This is a genomic window from Luteibacter flocculans (genome assembly GCF_023612255.1).
GTDB classification, from domain to species: Bacteria; Pseudomonadota; Gammaproteobacteria; order Xanthomonadales; family Rhodanobacteraceae; genus Luteibacter; species Luteibacter flocculans.
This window is the reverse complement of record NZ_CP063231.1, coordinates 4,123,383-4,137,670: the sequence shown is the minus strand read 5'-3', so window position 1 is coordinate 4,137,670 and position 14,288 is coordinate 4,123,383. Positions and strand designations below refer to the sequence as shown.

The window sequence follows — 14,288 nt, the reverse complement described above, 5'->3', positions numbered from 1 at the left end:
TATGCACGCCACGCCTTCCGCGGCCATTGCGGAACAGGACGCCCAGTTCTGGATGAAGGAAGAGCACCATCCCGCGAACGGGACGTTGCTCGGGTTCTGGATCTACCTGATGAGCGACTGCCTCATCTTCGCCTGCCTGTTCGCCACTTATGGCGTGCTGGGGCGGAGCTACGCAGGCGGTCCGTCGGGTGCCGATCTGTTCGAGCTGCCCCTGGTGGCGGTCAACACCGCGATGCTGCTGCTGTCCTCGATCACGTATGGCTTCGCCATGATCGAGATGCAGAAGAACCGCCGCGGCACGATGATGGCCTGGCTCATCGTCACCGGCCTGTTCGGTGCCGCGTTCCTCGGCATCGAGATGTACGAGTTCGCACATCTCATCCATGAGGGTGCAGGTCCGCAGCGCAGCGCGTTCCTCTCGTCGTTCTTCACGCTGGTCGGCACGCACGGCCTGCACGTGACCTTCGGCATCATCTGGCTCATCACCCTGCTGTTCCAGGTCGGGCGCTTTGGCCTTACGCCCGCGAACAAGCGTCGCATCATGTGCCTGTCCATGTTCTGGCACTTCCTCGACGTGGTCTGGATCGGCGTCTTCACCTTCGTTTACCTGATGGGAGTGCTGCCGTGAGCGCGCACATCGAATCGCACGATCACCACGACGACCACCACGACGACGGCATCCCTCACATCAGCCTCAAGGGCTACATGACGGGGTTCTTCCTCGCGGTGGTGCTCACCGCGATCCCGTTCTGGCTGGTGATGGGCAAGGTCATCCCGAACTCGCAGACGCTGGCGGTGGTGATCCTCACCTTCGCCGCGATCCAGATCGTGGTGCACATGATCTACTTCCTGCACATGGACACGAAGTCCGAGGGTGGCTGGAACATGCTGGCGCTGATCTTCACGCTGGTGCTGGTGGTCATTACCTTGTCCGGTTCCATCTGGGTCATGTTCCACCTCAACTCGAACATGATGCCCGGCATGTCCCACAGCATGTCCGAGCAACAGGCGAAGAGCCTGCCTTGAGCCCGGATCGCGACCACGCCGAGACGAAGACGCCGCGCCCGCGCGGCGTCTTCGTTCTTGGGTTGCTCGCCTTGCTTGGCGTGAGCCTGTTCGCGCTGTTCGTGGCGCTCGGTACCTGGCAGGTACATCGGCGTGCGTGGAAGCACGACCTGATAGCGCGGGTGGATGCACGCGTCCATGCGCAACCGGTGGATGCGCCGAGCCGCGGTCAATGGCCCCAGGTCAGCGCTGCCAGCGATGAGTACCGACGGGTCCGTCTGGTCGGCACGTTCCTTACGGAAAAAAGCGTGCGGGTCCGCGCCAGCACGGAGTTGGGCATGGGCTCGTGGCTGCTTACGCCGCTGCGTCTGCGTAACGGCGACATCGTGCTGGTGAACCGTGGCTTCGTCTCGACGACCTGGTGCGAGGGCAAGGCCACCTGCATCCCCGGCCCGTCGGGTGAGGCGTCGGTCAGCGGCCTGCTGCGCATCAGCGAGCCCAAGGGTGCCTTCCTGCAGGACAACCAACCGGGGCAGGATCGCTGGTACTCGCGCGACGTCGCGGCCATCGCGGCAGCGAAGGGCCTGGCGCCGGAGCGTGTCGCACCGTACTTCGTCGATGCCGACGCCGCGTCGTCGCCCGGCCGTGGCGAGGGCAACGATGGCCCCGTGGGCGGCCTTACCGTGATCGCCTTCCCGGACAATCATCTGATGTACGCCATCACCTGGTACGGCTTGGCGTTGTTGACGCTGATCGGCGCCGGGATCGTCTGGCGGGACGAGCGGCGCCGGCACGTCTCCCCGAATCGCTAGTCCCACGCCATTTCAATTTCGGCGGGCTCGAACGTCTTCTAGGGCATGCAGCCCCGCTATCCCCAGCATTCGACCTTCGACGACCTGCCGCTCGGATGGGCTTCGTCCCCTCGCACACGCGGCCCCCTGGCCCTCGTGATCGACCATGCCCGACGGCGTGCCGCCCTGCGCCGCCAGCGGCCGATGCCCGAGCGACGGCTGGCCTATCTGCTTCGCACGCTGGCGGCGTTTCGACGTCAGGCGCGTTGGCTCGGTCTGGTGGGCGCGTCACGCGCCATGCGCGCCGCGGCAGAAACCAATCCGCGGGTCTACGAGCGCTGGCAATCGCATTACATCTCCCGCTCGTTCGATCTCGTCGCCCGCGCGCGACTCATCGAGGCGCACTACCGCTTCGTGGCCCGCGAGTTTCCCGAGCGCCTGAGCCGCCGTCTGCTCAAGGGGCACGACGTCCGTCTCGCAACGCTGCCGCTCGGCGACGGTGACATGGCCTACCTGCACGCCCGTGCACCCGAGCATGAATGCACGGGCGAAATGGGCCTGTATCTGCTGAACGGCGAGAAGGAAGTGATTTCGTCCTGCACGGTCACGTTCGGTGGCAGCGACGGATTGCTGATCGGCGACATGCGCGGCTCCTGGGCCTACCTGGGGCGCGCGGCCATCACGCGTTTCAGCCGCGCCGCGGGTGGTCTGCGTCCGCGCGAGCTGTTGCTTGCGGTGGTGCGCGCCCTGGCAGCTTCGTATGGCATTGAGCGCGTGCGTGGCGTGGGACAGGCCGCGCATCCGCAGGATCGCCGCGCGGGAGTCACCGCTTCGTCGTACGACCGGTTCTGGCGTCGCCACGGCGGCGTGCTGGGCACGGACGGATGCTATGACCTGCCGAGAAAGGCCATGCCCAGCGATGGCTCCGCGCGCGACGCGTTCCGGCGCGACGCCTGCGAGGCGGTGCTGAAAGCGTTCGCCCGGACCGCCTGACGATCAGAAGTTGTAGGTACCCGTGAGCAGCACCACGCGGCCCTGGCGAATCGGCACGAAGGTCTCGTCGAAGTTGACGGCGTACAGCGTGCGCGCAAACAGGTTCTTGACCCCGAGCGTCACTCGCCAGTTGCTGCCGTAACGGGAAACGTTCGTTTCCACGCTGGCCTGGCCGGGAATGCCGAAGTAGACGCCGTCCGCACTCGTGCGGCCAAGGCTGCGGCTGCGCGCCAGCACGCCCGCGGCGACACCCCACGGCTTCATCGAGCCGTCGCCGAATCGGTAGCTCGCCCAGACGGCTGCCTGATGCTTCGGCGCACCGGTGGCGCGGGTATCGTCGTTGTTGTGGGTGCGCGCTTCGGTCAGGCTCGCCAGTACATCCAGCCCCGGTGCCACCTGCCCGGCGAACTCCACCTCGAGGCCGCGATTGGTCTGCCCCGGGCCCGGCGTGGCAAAGAAGGGTGGCTCGGGCGACACCAGATCGACGCTGTGATCGACGCGGATGCGATAGAGCGCCGCCGTGAGTCGTGCGCGCTGGTCGAACAGATCGAACTTGCCGCCCACTTCGATCTGCCGCGAGGTCGCGACGGGCAACGGCTGGCCGTCCTTGCCCAGCAGGGGATCGGGTTGAAAGCCAGTCGACGAGTCCGCGTAGAGCGAGATCTCCGGCGACACCTTGTAGACCACGCCAAGCTTCGGAATCCAACGGGCTTCGCGCACGCGTCGCGGCGAGCCGTCTTGCCAGCGCGTGTCCAGCTGGTAACGCGTTCGGCGCACTGCGGCCAACACGTTCCAACGGTCGCCGATGGCGATCTGGTCCTGCAGATACAGACCGGCGTTGGTCTGCCACGAGCCGCCCAGGTTCTGCACCGTGGTGCTCGCGGGTACTGCCAGCAGGGACACCTTGGGTGCACTGTCGTCACCCCTGCGCAGGCCGAAGGCCAGCGGCCGCGTGACGATGACGGCGTCGCGATCGAGGTCGGCGGTCTGGGAACTGGCCTCCACGATGCTGCCACTGCCGCCGTCGCCCGCGTGGGTGCGCGCAAGGTCCAGACCCACCAACACGGCATGCGTGACGTTGCCATGGTGAAAGCTGGTGCTGAAATCGTTCTGCCAGGTCCAGTAGTTGCCCGAGTAGCGGAAGGTGCGGGCCACGGCATCCAGCGCGCCCGGAAAAGCACCCGCGATGAAGGACTGGCTGCGTCCGTCACTGCGCTGGCGCACGTACTGGCCCTGGCTGTGGAAGGTCCAGTCGTTGACGAAATCGTGGTCCAGCTCGAACACCGCGCGTGTCGTGCGGAACGTGGAAATGTCCGACCCGCCGCCCAGCGACGTGCCCGGGCGCAAGGCGGTGGATACGCCGGGACCAAGCAGCACGCTGTGCTCCGGACCGGGCACGCGGTTGTCCACGTACTCCAGGCCGCCCATCACGTGAGTCCGATCGCCTTGCCACGCCAACGATGGAGCGAGATAGGCACCGCGACCACCGCCGTCGCCTTGAGGCGTCTTCTCGCCACGTTGCCCGGCGGCCACCAGGCGATAGGTCACGGCGCCATCTTTCGACGCGGTACCGGCAAGATCCACGCCGAGTCGTGCGCCGTCGTACTCGCCCAGCGAATAGGTGAGCGTACGCACGGTGTCCGCCTGCGGACGCTTCATCACCACATTGATCGATCCGCCAAAATTGTTGTTCTGCGACGCGTCGCCGAGGATCGCTTCCGGCCCGCGCAGCACTTCGACACGTTCGATGCCGATCAATGGCGGCAGATCTTCCGTGCGCGCGATGCCGTTGGGCATGCCGTCCGTCATGCCATGACCGGCGTCGAAGCCGCGGATCAGGAACAACGGCGAGCCGCCGTAGCCGTCCACGTATTGCACGCCCGCGACGTAGCGAGCGACGTCACCGATATCCACCGCCTGCTGCGACTCGATCACCTCACGCGTGAGCACGGTGACCGACTGCGGAACATCGCTGAGGTGTGCCTCGCCGCGCGTCACGGTGCGTGTGGTGTCGGCCTTGAACGCGGTTTCCGATACGAGGCCCTGCACGTCCACCGTAGCGAGCGGGACGATGGTGGTGGGGTCGAAGGCTTCGGCAGGGTCTGCGGGAGCGGGGGTAGCGTTGCCGGGCTTCTGCCGCTGGCGAACGACCACGGTTCGGGTGTCGTAGGACTCCCGCTCCAGGTCGGTGCCCTGCAGCAGTTCGTCGAGCGCCGCGTTCGGCGTCAGCAGGCCGCTGGCGCCACCCGAGCGCCAGTTCGCGATGGCGCCGGACGCCGTGAGTACCTGCACGTTGGTCTGCTTGCCCCAGGCCAGCAGCGCCGTGGCCAGCGGCTGGGGAGCGATCGAAAACGGGATGGGTAGCGATGTGCCGCCGTCAGGGCTTTCGGGCACCGCCGCTTCAGCGCTGCCGAGAGCGAGCACCAGCGCGAGTGCGCCGGTGAGTACGCGCCGGCGCCCGCGAAACATGTACGGCAAGACCTGCGGCCCCAAGTCGTTCTTTCAGTGTGGCCGGGCTCCCCGCGCCATCGTCGTCTGGCGTGCGAGTTCCAGCCGGTCGGGATAGGCGTGGACGCGAAGCGGGAATACCCGCGGCAACGCGGATACCCAGCTGTCGATGGTATCGACCTCCACCGTGCCCGTAAACGTCAGTTTGCCGAGGCCGGGGTCGGCCAGGCGGATCGGCCGTGCGCTGTAGCGGTTCACGTTGTCGATCACCGAGGACAGCGGCTCATTGACGAATTCGAGGCGATGGCCGCGCCACGCCGTGGCGGTCGCTGGATCGATGTCGAGGATGTGCATGGCCTGCGTCTCGGGATCGAACGAGACTTCGCGACCGGCACCCAACTCTATCGTGCCGGCATCCCCCTGTGCAGCGAGGGGCGACACGCGCACGCGGCCTTCCGTCACGGCCACGATCACGCGATCGCCCGTGCGCCGCACGTTGAACGCGGTGCCCAGGTCGCGGATACGCAGCGGCCCGGCATTGACGACGAACGGCCGCTCGGCGTGCGCCACGCGGAAGAACGCCTCGCCCGTTTCGAGGTCCACGGCGCGCTCGTCGCGGCCGTAGCGCGCCACCACCGACGTGGCCCCACCCAGCTCGATGCTGGAGCCGTCGGGCAGTTCGATGTCGCGGTGTGCGGCACGTTGGCTGGCGTACTGGCGCGGCGCGTCCGTGGTACCAGGCCGCAGCGTCAGGAACAGGCCGGCGCCAAGCGCCACGAGGGTTACCGCCGCGGCGGCACTCCACGCAAACCATGTGCGCCGCGGCCGGGTACTGTGCGCCGGGCCGGCGGGAGCGAAGCGAGCGACGAAGGCGCGCCGGCTCGCGGCATCCATGGACGCTGCGGCCTCGGCCAGCGCGCACGCGCGCTCGAAGGCCTCGGCGTGGCGGGCGTCGGCTTCCAGCCAGTCACTCCATTCCAGCAGGGCGTGTTCCGGCAGGGCGGGATCGCGAAGGCGTACCCACCAGTCGGCGGCGGTATGTTCGATCTGCCGGTCGAAAGGCAACGTCGTGGTCATTCAGGGCTCTCCGCGCGATCGCGGCGGTCACGGCAATGCGCCAGGGCATTGCCGACGTGGTAGCGCACCATGCGCTCGCTGAGGTTCATCTCAGCTGCAATGGCGCTGAAGTCGCGGCCGTCGATCACGTGCATGACGAAAGCGCGGCTGGTCTTGGGGGGCAGTTCGTCCAGCGCAAGGTGCAGATCCCGCCATTGTTCGAGCGCCGAGGCGTGTTGCTCCGGCATCGGGGTCGCGTGCCATGCATCGTCGTCCGGATCGGGTGGCGCCGCGGCACGCACGTTGCGCATGCGCAGGCGATCCACGGCCAGATTGGACGCGGCCCGAAACAGGAAGGCGCGGGGCGAGTCGATCACCGTGCTCTCTTTCAGCGAGAGCAGCTTGAGATAAACCTCCTGCGCCACCTCCTGAGCATCGGCATGTGAATTGAGCCGCGCTCGCAGGAAGGCGACGAGCGCCGCGTTGTGCTCGCGGAAGAGGGCGACCACCTGTGCGGCACGGGTGCCGTCGGGCGGAGCGCCTGCTTCGGTGGGATCCATGGGTTGCCTGACCGCGTTCATGGTGTCTGTAGCTGATGGTCGCACGGTGGGAAATCGACGCCCGTACGGGCAGGGACGAACGCCGATTTCCGCACCGGCGAACCCCTTAGACGTCTCAGCGACGGAAAATTGAAATGACCGCCGACGATTTCCTAAGGCCACGGTAGGGCAGAGGGGCGACCCTTCCGCTACGATCGCCCGATCCCTGGCCTCGACGTCCTCATGCTAGCTCCCGACGACCGTTCCCTGCGCCGCGAATTCGGCTGGTTCATGCTCATCGCCCTGGCCGTGCTTGCGGCAGGCATCGGCCTGCGCGACCCCTGGCCGCCCGACGAACCGCGCTTCGCCCTGGTCGCGCGTCAGATGCTCGAATCCGGCCAATGGCTGTTTCCTCACCGGGGCATGGAGCTGTATTCGGACAAGCCGCCGGTGCTGATGTGGACCGAAGCCTTCTGGATGTGGCTGACCGGTGGCTGGCGCGGTGCGTTCCTGCTGACCTCGCTGCTGTCCGGCCTGGGCACGCTGGCGCTCGTCTGGCATCTCGGCCGTCGCCTCTGGAATGCGCGCACGGGCATGGTGGCCGCCACCCTCGTGCTGGCGACCATGCAGTTCGTGGACGTGGTCAAGCACGCGCAGATCGACCCGCTGAACCTGTTCTGGATCACGCTGGCCAACACCGGCATCCTGCTGCATTGCCTGCGTGGGCCGAACTGGCGCATGTACTGGTTGGGCTGTTTCGCGGCCGGTCTCGGCGTTATTACCAAGGGCGTGGGCGTGATCGCCCTGCTGATGCTGCTGCCCTACGTGCTGCTGCGGGTACGCCAGTGGCCGGGCGTGACGGTCACGCGGGGCGACGGCTGGCGCTGGGCCGGCGGTGCGCTGGCCTTCCTGCTCGCCATCGCGCTGTGGCTGGTGCCGATGCTGAGCGCCGCCTACGGACTGCGGACGCCGGAATACCTGGCCTATGTGCATGACATCCTGTTCCGCCAGACCGCCGAGCGCTACGCGAATTCGTGGCAGCACGAGGAAAAACCGTGGTTCTTCCTGCTGGTGATCCTGCGCCAGTGGATTCCCACCTGGCTGCTGATTCCCTTCCTGGTGCCGCGCTGGCGCGAAGCGTTGCGCCTGCGCGATCCGCGGGTATGGATGCCGCTGATCTGGTTCGTGCTGGTGCTCGTGTTTTTCTCCATCCCGCGCGGCAAGCGCGAGATCTACATCCTGCCCGCGCTGCCCATGCTGGCTCTGGCGATGGCGCCGTACTTGGTGGACTTGCTCAAGACGCGCTGGCTGCCGCGTGCCAGCTTCTGGATCGCTGTGGCCTGTGCCGCGGTATTCGCTGGCGCCGGCACCTGGGCCCTGACCAAGGCGCCTGCAGCGGCGCAGCGCATTGCTCAAGGCTATGAGCTGCCCGGCCACGGGGAGGCCCTGTGGTGGTGCGTGATCGCCGTGGGGACGGGGTTCCTGCTGTCGGCGCTGGTGTTCCGGCCGCGCCGTGGTGTCGCCGCGCTGCTCGGCGGCATGGCGCTGGCGTGGATCATCTGGCCGCTGGGTACCTATCCATTACTGGATGCGAACCAGTCCACGCGGCAACTGATGCAGGAGGCGGATGCCGCGATCGGTCCGTCGGGGCAACTAGGTCTCGTGGCGTGGCGCGAAGAGCTGCTCTACCAGGCACGCCGCCCCGTGACGGAATTCGGCTTTGCGCGCGATTCCGCCTTGCAGCTGCGCGCAGCCCGCGCCTGGCAGCACGACGATCCGGCTCATCGCTGGCTGCTCGTCAACGAGGAAGCCTTCGACGACTGCGTCGTCAAGGACAAGGTCGTGCCGCTGGGCATCGCCAATCGCACGCGCTTCGCGCTGCTGCCGGCCGACGCTTCGAAACCGGACTGCGTGCCTTCCGCCACACCGCGGTAGGTTCGAGGCGTCGCGTCAGGAACCCTGGCGCGACGCCTGACTCCCGGCAGGCGCATCGGCCTTCGTTCGGCGCAGCATGCGCTCGTATTTCTTCTTCGTGCGCGACGCGTTGTGCGAACGGCTCATGGAGCAATGGGGAATGATGTTCTTCTCGCCGAAGCCGTCGATCATGATCAGGCGCGGCCCGCCACGCGAGTCCTCGCCGTAGACCACGTTCCACGCGTGCAGGTCGGCCGCGATGGTGTTGTGCGAGAGGAGCCGCGCGTAGAACGCGTCCAGTTCCGCCTGCGTGTGCGCCGTAAAACCTTCCGCCTTGACCCAGTCGTGCAGCGTCGGCGCCAGCCGGCCATCCGGCGTGCGCACCTTCTCCACGATCTGGCCCAGGCCGATGTCGGTCATCTCGAGGCCCACCACGCGCGCGATCGGCGAGGTGGCGTAGCCGCCCACGTAGATGCCGGTGACGTATTCACGAAACTCGCGTACGAAGTCCTTGTACGGTCCGCTGCGCGCCATGCGGCGGTACCAGGGCGCCTTGTTCCAGCGTTCTTCGATGGATGCGCTGGCAATCACCTTGATCAGCAGGTTTTCGTCGTCCGGGTGCTGATACACCTCGCGGACGTGCCCGGTGGCGATCGGCGTGGCCTCGGCCAGTCTGAACATCGTGTTTCCTCGTGCGGCGCCTGAAAGGCCGCCGTAAGTTGTCCAAAGAACGACCAGTGTAGAGGATGCTCTGAACAAGTTATCGCAAGCGCCACCGAGCCTGTCTGTTCGCAGATCACAGGGGCGTCGGCGAAGGCAGACTGGCCGTCTGTCGAGCCGGCGCACCGAAGAACTGCGGACAGACAGGCTCGGCCCTCACGCATAAAAACAAAAGGTTAGGGTGACGTCATAGGCCGCCAAGGCGCCCGCGTCGCTTGACAAGGGAACCACCCTTCCCGGCGCGACGCAGCCACCTTGGCGACCCTTCCTGACGTCATGGCGCTTGCGAGAACTTATTCAGAGCATCCTTAAGTCTCGGGGCTGTAACATGACGCCTTCCACGCGTGGCGGCCGCCGCGCCCCAGCCGGACCCGCATCGTGCGCAAGCTTACCTGGCGCTTCATCGTCGCCACCCTCGTGTTCCTGACGCTGTCGCGCGTCGGTCTTTCGCTCTGGCAGTGGACCCGCGTCCACGATGCCGGCGGCCTCTGGCCCATCCTTCTCGGCGGCTGGCGCATCGATCTCTCGCTGGTGGCGATGGTCGTGGCTTGGCCGGCCTTGCTTTCCCCCTGGCTGGGGCACCGCGCATGGCCCACGCGCATCGCGGCGTGGTGGTTGCGCTTCTGGTGGCTGGCGTTCGTCCTGCTGGAAGTGTCGACGCCGCAGTTCATGATCGAGTACGACACCCGACCCAACCGTCTCTGGTTCGAATACCTCACGAGCCCCAACGAAGTGTTGGCCATGCTCTGGCACGGCTACAAGCTCTCCGTCGGTGCCGGCCTGATTGCATTCGCCTTGTTCGGGTGGCTGGGCTTCCGCCTGTTGCCGACACGGCGCCCCGACGCGCGACCGATGCGCGGCTGGATGCGCCCGGTGGCGACGGTGCTGGCCTTCGTCGCGCTGTTCCTTGCCGGTCGCGGCACCTTGCAGCATCGTCCCTTGAATGCGTCGCAGGTCGCGTTCACCAACGACGCGATGGTCAACTCGCTGCCGCTGAACTCGCTCTACAACGTACTCAATGCGGCCATCGCACTCGGCAACGAGCGTTCGGCGTCGGCCGTGTACGGCAAGATGCCGGAAGACGAGATGCAGTCGATCGTCCGAGCGTCCGCCGGATTCGACGGCGCGCCGCTGGATCCGCAATACCCGAGCCTCCATCGCCAGCAGGCGACGCGGCAGGGCGACAAGCCGCTTAACCTCGTGATCATTCTGGAAGAAAGCCTTGGCGCGCAGTTCGTCGGCAGCCTGGGCGGGGCGGGTTACACGCCGGAACTCGACAAGCTGTCGAACGAAGGCTGGTGGCTGACGCGCACCTACGCCACCGGCACGCGCAGCGCGCGCGGCCTCGAAGCCGTCACGACCGGCTTCTTGCCGACGCCGGCCGAAGCGGTGCTGAAACTGCCGCGCAGCCAGCGCGACTTCTTCACCCTGGGCGCGCTGCTGGATACGTTCGGTTATCACACCCGCTTCCTCTACGGCGGTGAGGCGCATTTCGACAACATGCGCTCGTTCTTCTTCGGCAACGGCTTCAACGAAGTCGTCGATCGCGCCACGTTCAAGACCAAGCCGGCATTCGTCGGTTCGTGGGGCGCGTCGGACGAAGACATGTTCAACGAACTGCACCAGCGGCTGCTCGACGACGGCGACAAGCCGACCCTCACCGTGGCGTTCTCCGTTTCGAATCACACGCCGTGGGAATACCCGGCGGGCCGCATCCAGCCGGAGGGTGACCCGGCCAGCAACGCCAACGCCGTGCGCTATGCCGACTGGTCCATCGGGCGCTTCTTCGAAAAGGCGAAGCAGTCGCCGTATTGGAACCACACGGTGTTCCTCATCGTGGCCGATCACGACGCGCGCGTGTTCGGTGCGAGTCTTGTGCCGGTGCGTCACTTCCATATCCCGGCGCTGATTCTCGGTGCAGGCGTGCCGGTGAAGAAGGACGACCACATCGTCAGTCAGGTCGACCTCGCGCCCACGCTGCTCTCGCTGATCGGCATCAGCAGCGAGCATCCGATGCTCGGTGCCGATCTCACGCAGCGTTACCCCGACCGCGCGATCATGCAGTACGGCGACAACTACGGTTATCTGAAGAACGACACACTCATCGTGCTGCGTCCCAACCAGCCTGCCGCGCAGTATCACTACGCGGTAGAAGGCGAGAAGCTCGATTCGCAGCCGGTCGATCCGCAGTTGGAAAAGGTGGCGCTGGCGCACGCGCTGTGGCCGAGCTGGGCGTACGGCAAACAGCGCTACCGGCTGCCGCAGGCAGCGGACAAGACGCCGAAGGACTGAGACGACGGCTTCGTGGGGGGCGACGTGCTCGACGACCCCTCGGTCGGACATCATCGCTATGCGACTCCGGCAAACGTGGCCGCACCGCTTGTTAGCGCTGTGATTTCCGTTTTTCATCCGCATTGACTGGCGGCTGGGTGTGTCGCTACAAGGGATTGCGGTGCGCCGACGGCCGCACGAATCGACACGTAGCCAGGAGAACACGGAATGTCTCATCAAGCGGACGACAGCAACGCAAGCTGGAAAGAAGGTTGGCGGCAGGGTTGGAAAGACGGCTGGGCAGAGGGAAGGCAGGAAGGATTGGGGCAGGGCCGACACGTCGAATTGAAGGCGCCGATCATTAACGGTGCCGTCGACGGCTTCATTCCGTACGAGGAACTGCTCAACGGCCTCACTGTCAGCATGGACGTCGAAGGGTTCCTGGAAAACGAACTTGTCCGCATCTTCATCCCGACGTATCCGCTACAGCCGGGCGAACTCGTCCTGAGTGCGCGGTTGATCGTGACGCGCGGAGCCATCGATTCGGGGTTCCTGGTCCATGGCTTCAACGAAGATGACGTGCGCCAATTCGCGGGCAGGTCCATCGAAGTCTATTTCACGCGAATGACCTTGTTTCCCGTGCCCGAGTCACCCCGTTCGCGTTATCTGGTGGCCGCCCCGCCGACGAGAATCGCCGGTCACGCAGGTCGCTAGACCTGCCGACGATATCTTCCGCACGGGCTTTCCTGTGCGGAAGATGCGCGCGAAAGGCTGGCGGCGTCACCACGGTTGCATTCGCCAGCCGTCGGCCGTTGGCGACAGCCGGTCGGTGAGGTCGAGGCGGTCGAGGAATACCTCGTCGTGCGAGACCACGACCAGCGTGCCTTCATAGTGCTGCAGCATGGTCTCGAGCGCATCGAGCGACGCGATGTCGAGATGGTTCCCGGGCTCGTCGAGCAGCAACAAGGGGGTTGGCGGTTCGGCGATCAGCGCGTGCAACAGGGCGCCCTTCAATCGCTCTCCGCCACTCAGCAAGCCCGTGGGCACCCGTATCTTGTCGGCCTCCAGGCCGATCAGTGCGAGACGCAGGCGCAAGCTGTCCTCGCTCTCTGACGTTGCGACGTCGCGCATCTGATCGATCAGCGGCAGCATGGGGTCGAGCGTCGACAGTCTTTGATCGAGCCACGCGGAACGCACGGATACATGGACCTCGCCGGACAGCGGCGCCAGCCGCCCCGCCAGCACCTGCATCAGCACCGACTTGCCGCTGCCGTTCGGCCCGGTGACGCCTAGTCGCTGACCGCCAGCGAGGACGAGGTCGATCTCGCGCGTGGCACCGCGCACGAACGGCAGCACAACGTGTTCCAACGCCGCCACTTTTTTTCGCGTCACGCGCTCGGCGGATGGCACGAGCAACGCGGGCGCTACGTTGTGCTCCACGCCGAGCGCCGCTTGTGAAACCTTGGCCGAGAGCGCTTCGCGTAAAGCGTCCTGCCGTTGACGCAACCGTCCGGCACTCGATTCGCTGCGGTTTTTCTGCCCACCGAGCAGGATGGGCGCCTGGTTGGCGTCGCTGGCATCGCGCCGGCCCCGCGCCTGTCGCCTTGTCTGTCGTTCCCTTTGTTCGCGCAGCGCTTTTTCGCCGCGTCGACGTTCGATCCGGCTCGCATCGAGCGTTCGCTGCGCGGCGTCCCTTTCGTTACGGCGCGTCTCGGCATAGAAGGCGAAGTTGCCACCATAGCTACGCAGTCCAGAAGGTGACAGCTCGACGATGCGCTGCATGTCGCCCAGCAGCTCGCGGTCATGACTCACGACGAGCAGCCCACCGTGCCACGCCCGTAACCATTGTCTAAGTGCAGCGCGCGACACGCCGTCGAGATGATTGCTGGGCTCGTCGAGAATCAGGTAATCCGCGTCGTTGAGGCGCGCGCCGAGCAATGCGACACGCATGGCCTCGCCACCACTCAATGCGCTCACCTTCGCATGGATGTCGACATGTTCGAGCGCTACCGAATTCAGGGCATCGCGCAAGCGATCGTGCATGTCCCAGTGCTCGCCAACCGTATCGAAGTCGTTTGGATCGCTATTGCCCGACGCGATGCGGTCCAACGCGGCGAGCACATGGTTCACTCCGGCCAGGGCGGCGACGGATTCGTCGGCGTCTTCGGCAACGCGCTGCGCAAGGTAGTGGATGCGCCCCTTACGGACGCAGCGGCCGAGGGTGGGTTCGCGCCGCCCGGCCAGGATCTGTGCGAGCACACTTTTGCCTGTGCCGTTACGCCCTACGAGTCCGGTAGCGCGCTCGTCGAACGTCTCGTGGAGGTCAGCGAAGAGAGCGCGGCCGTCCGGCAGGATGCAGCTGACGCCGTCGAGCGTCAGAAAGGTCTTCGTCATGGGATGTTCCATTCATGCCAAGCGCTTTCCCAAGGCGGGGAAGATCGAGCTTGCCCCGAGGGGCAACGGCATTACTGGCGCATCGGACGAGGTTCCTGGCGAAGGGTGGGATGGCGATGGTATCGCGGCGGCGGCCGGTTGTGGGCGTGGTGCGCCC

General features: G+C 66.1%; 12 protein-coding genes. 7 read left to right on the top strand and 5 right to left on the bottom strand.

The features are described from left to right. Position 1: 1 nt before the first annotated feature. Genes cyoC through IM816_RS17970 form a run of 4 tightly spaced genes read left to right on the top strand, consistent with a single transcriptional unit; the run spans position 2 to position 2,789 of the window. Complete coding sequence (cyoC, locus tag IM816_RS17985; RefSeq protein ID WP_143144608.1) at positions 2-628, top strand: cytochrome o ubiquinol oxidase subunit III; 627 nt, start codon at positions 2-4, stop codon at positions 626-628. Then, positions 625-1,026, top strand: a complete 402-nt coding sequence (cyoD, locus tag IM816_RS17980; RefSeq protein ID WP_072323505.1) for a cytochrome o ubiquinol oxidase subunit IV — start codon at positions 625-627, stop codon at positions 1,024-1,026. The genes cyoC and cyoD overlap by 4 nt, the downstream gene beginning before the upstream one ends. Then, positions 1,023-1,817: an SURF1 family protein gene (locus IM816_RS17975; RefSeq protein ID WP_250339150.1), complete on the top strand. Its 795-nt coding sequence runs from the start codon at positions 1,023-1,025 to the stop codon at positions 1,815-1,817. Before cyoD ends, IM816_RS17975 begins: the two co-directional genes overlap by 4 nt. A gap of 45 nt (positions 1,818-1,862) precedes the next feature. After that, positions 1,863-2,789 carry a DUF535 family protein gene (locus tag IM816_RS17970; RefSeq protein WP_250339149.1) on the top strand — a complete coding sequence of 309 codons (927 nt, stop codon included), beginning with the start codon at positions 1,863-1,865 and terminating at the stop codon, positions 2,787-2,789. 3 nt (positions 2,790-2,792) lie between these two features. On the opposite strand, the gene IM816_RS17965 is transcribed toward IM816_RS17970, so the two are convergent. Genes IM816_RS17965 through IM816_RS17955 form a run of 3 tightly spaced genes read right to left on the bottom strand, consistent with a single transcriptional unit; the run spans position 2,793 to position 6,853 of the window. After that, complete coding sequence (locus IM816_RS17965) at positions 2,793-5,258, bottom strand: TonB-dependent siderophore receptor (RefSeq protein WP_250339148.1); 2,466 nt, start codon at positions 5,256-5,258, stop codon at positions 2,793-2,795. 33 nt (positions 5,259-5,291) lie between these two features. Next, entirely contained in the window at positions 5,292-6,314 is a 1,023-nt protein-coding gene (locus IM816_RS17960) for a FecR family protein (RefSeq protein ID WP_250339147.1), read from the bottom strand. Beyond that, positions 6,311-6,853 carry an RNA polymerase sigma factor gene (locus IM816_RS17955; RefSeq protein ID WP_250339146.1) on the bottom strand — a complete coding sequence of 181 codons (543 nt, stop codon included), beginning with the start codon at positions 6,851-6,853 and terminating at the stop codon, positions 6,311-6,313. Before IM816_RS17955 ends, IM816_RS17960 begins: the two co-directional genes overlap by 4 nt. 222 nt (positions 6,854-7,075) lie before the next feature. On the opposite strand from IM816_RS17955, the gene IM816_RS17950 reads away from it, so the two are divergent. Then, the gene (locus IM816_RS17950; RefSeq protein WP_250339145.1) at positions 7,076-8,767 is read left to right on the top strand and encodes an ArnT family glycosyltransferase; all 1,692 of its coding nucleotides are present in this window, start codon (positions 7,076-7,078) and stop codon (positions 8,765-8,767) included. Between the two features lie 15 nt (positions 8,768-8,782). Here the strand turns inward: IM816_RS17950 and IM816_RS17945 are convergent, their stop codons facing one another. Beyond that, positions 8,783-9,427, bottom strand: a complete 645-nt coding sequence (locus IM816_RS17945; protein WP_250339144.1) for a YrbL family protein — start codon at positions 9,425-9,427, stop codon at positions 8,783-8,785. A 417-nt stretch (positions 9,428-9,844) separates the two neighbouring features. Between IM816_RS17945 and IM816_RS17940 the strand changes: the two genes are divergently transcribed. Both IM816_RS17940 and IM816_RS17935 read left to right on the top strand, forming a co-directional pair. Continuing rightward, positions 9,845-11,758 carry an LTA synthase family protein gene (locus IM816_RS17940; protein WP_250339143.1) on the top strand — a complete coding sequence of 638 codons (1,914 nt, stop codon included), beginning with the start codon at positions 9,845-9,847 and terminating at the stop codon, positions 11,756-11,758. A 207-nt stretch (positions 11,759-11,965) separates the two neighbouring features. Continuing rightward, positions 11,966-12,451, top strand: coding sequence for a hypothetical protein (locus IM816_RS17935; RefSeq protein ID WP_250339142.1), 486 nt, complete (start codon positions 11,966-11,968; stop codon positions 12,449-12,451). Positions 12,452-12,517: 66 nt separating this feature from the next. Here IM816_RS17935 and IM816_RS17930 read toward each other — a convergent pair whose 3' ends face one another. Continuing rightward, complete coding sequence (locus tag IM816_RS17930) at positions 12,518-14,131, bottom strand: ABC-F family ATP-binding cassette domain-containing protein (RefSeq protein WP_250339141.1); 1,614 nt, start codon at positions 14,129-14,131, stop codon at positions 12,518-12,520. Positions 14,132-14,288: the final 157 nt, after the last annotated feature.

What these genes read in the sequence shown, in the direction of transcription:
- cyoC (WP_143144608.1), top strand. Translation starts at nt 2, where the DNA reads ATGCACGCCACGCCTTCCGCGGCCATTGCGGAACAGGACGCCCAGTTC.
- IM816_RS17970 (WP_250339149.1), top strand. Translation starts at nt 1,863, where the DNA reads ATGCAGCCCCGCTATCCCCAGCATTCGACCTTCGACGACCTGCCGCTC.
- IM816_RS17965 (WP_250339148.1), bottom strand. Translation starts at nt 5,258, where the DNA reads ATGTTTCGCGGGCGCCGGCGCGTACTCACCGGCGCACTCGCGCTGGTG.
- IM816_RS17960 (WP_250339147.1), bottom strand. Translation starts at nt 6,314, where the DNA reads ATGACCACGACGTTGCCTTTCGACCGGCAGATCGAACATACCGCCGCC.
- IM816_RS17955 (WP_250339146.1), bottom strand. Translation starts at nt 6,853, where the DNA reads ATGGATCCCACCGAAGCAGGCGCTCCGCCCGACGGCACCCGTGCCGCA.
- IM816_RS17950 (WP_250339145.1), top strand. Translation starts at nt 7,076, where the DNA reads ATGCTAGCTCCCGACGACCGTTCCCTGCGCCGCGAATTCGGCTGGTTC.
- IM816_RS17945 (WP_250339144.1), bottom strand. Translation starts at nt 9,427, where the DNA reads ATGTTCAGACTGGCCGAGGCCACGCCGATCGCCACCGGGCACGTCCGC.
- IM816_RS17935 (WP_250339142.1), top strand. Translation starts at nt 11,966, where the DNA reads ATGTCTCATCAAGCGGACGACAGCAACGCAAGCTGGAAAGAAGGTTGG.
- IM816_RS17930 (WP_250339141.1), bottom strand. Translation starts at nt 14,131, where the DNA reads ATGACGAAGACCTTTCTGACGCTCGACGGCGTCAGCTGCATCCTGCCG.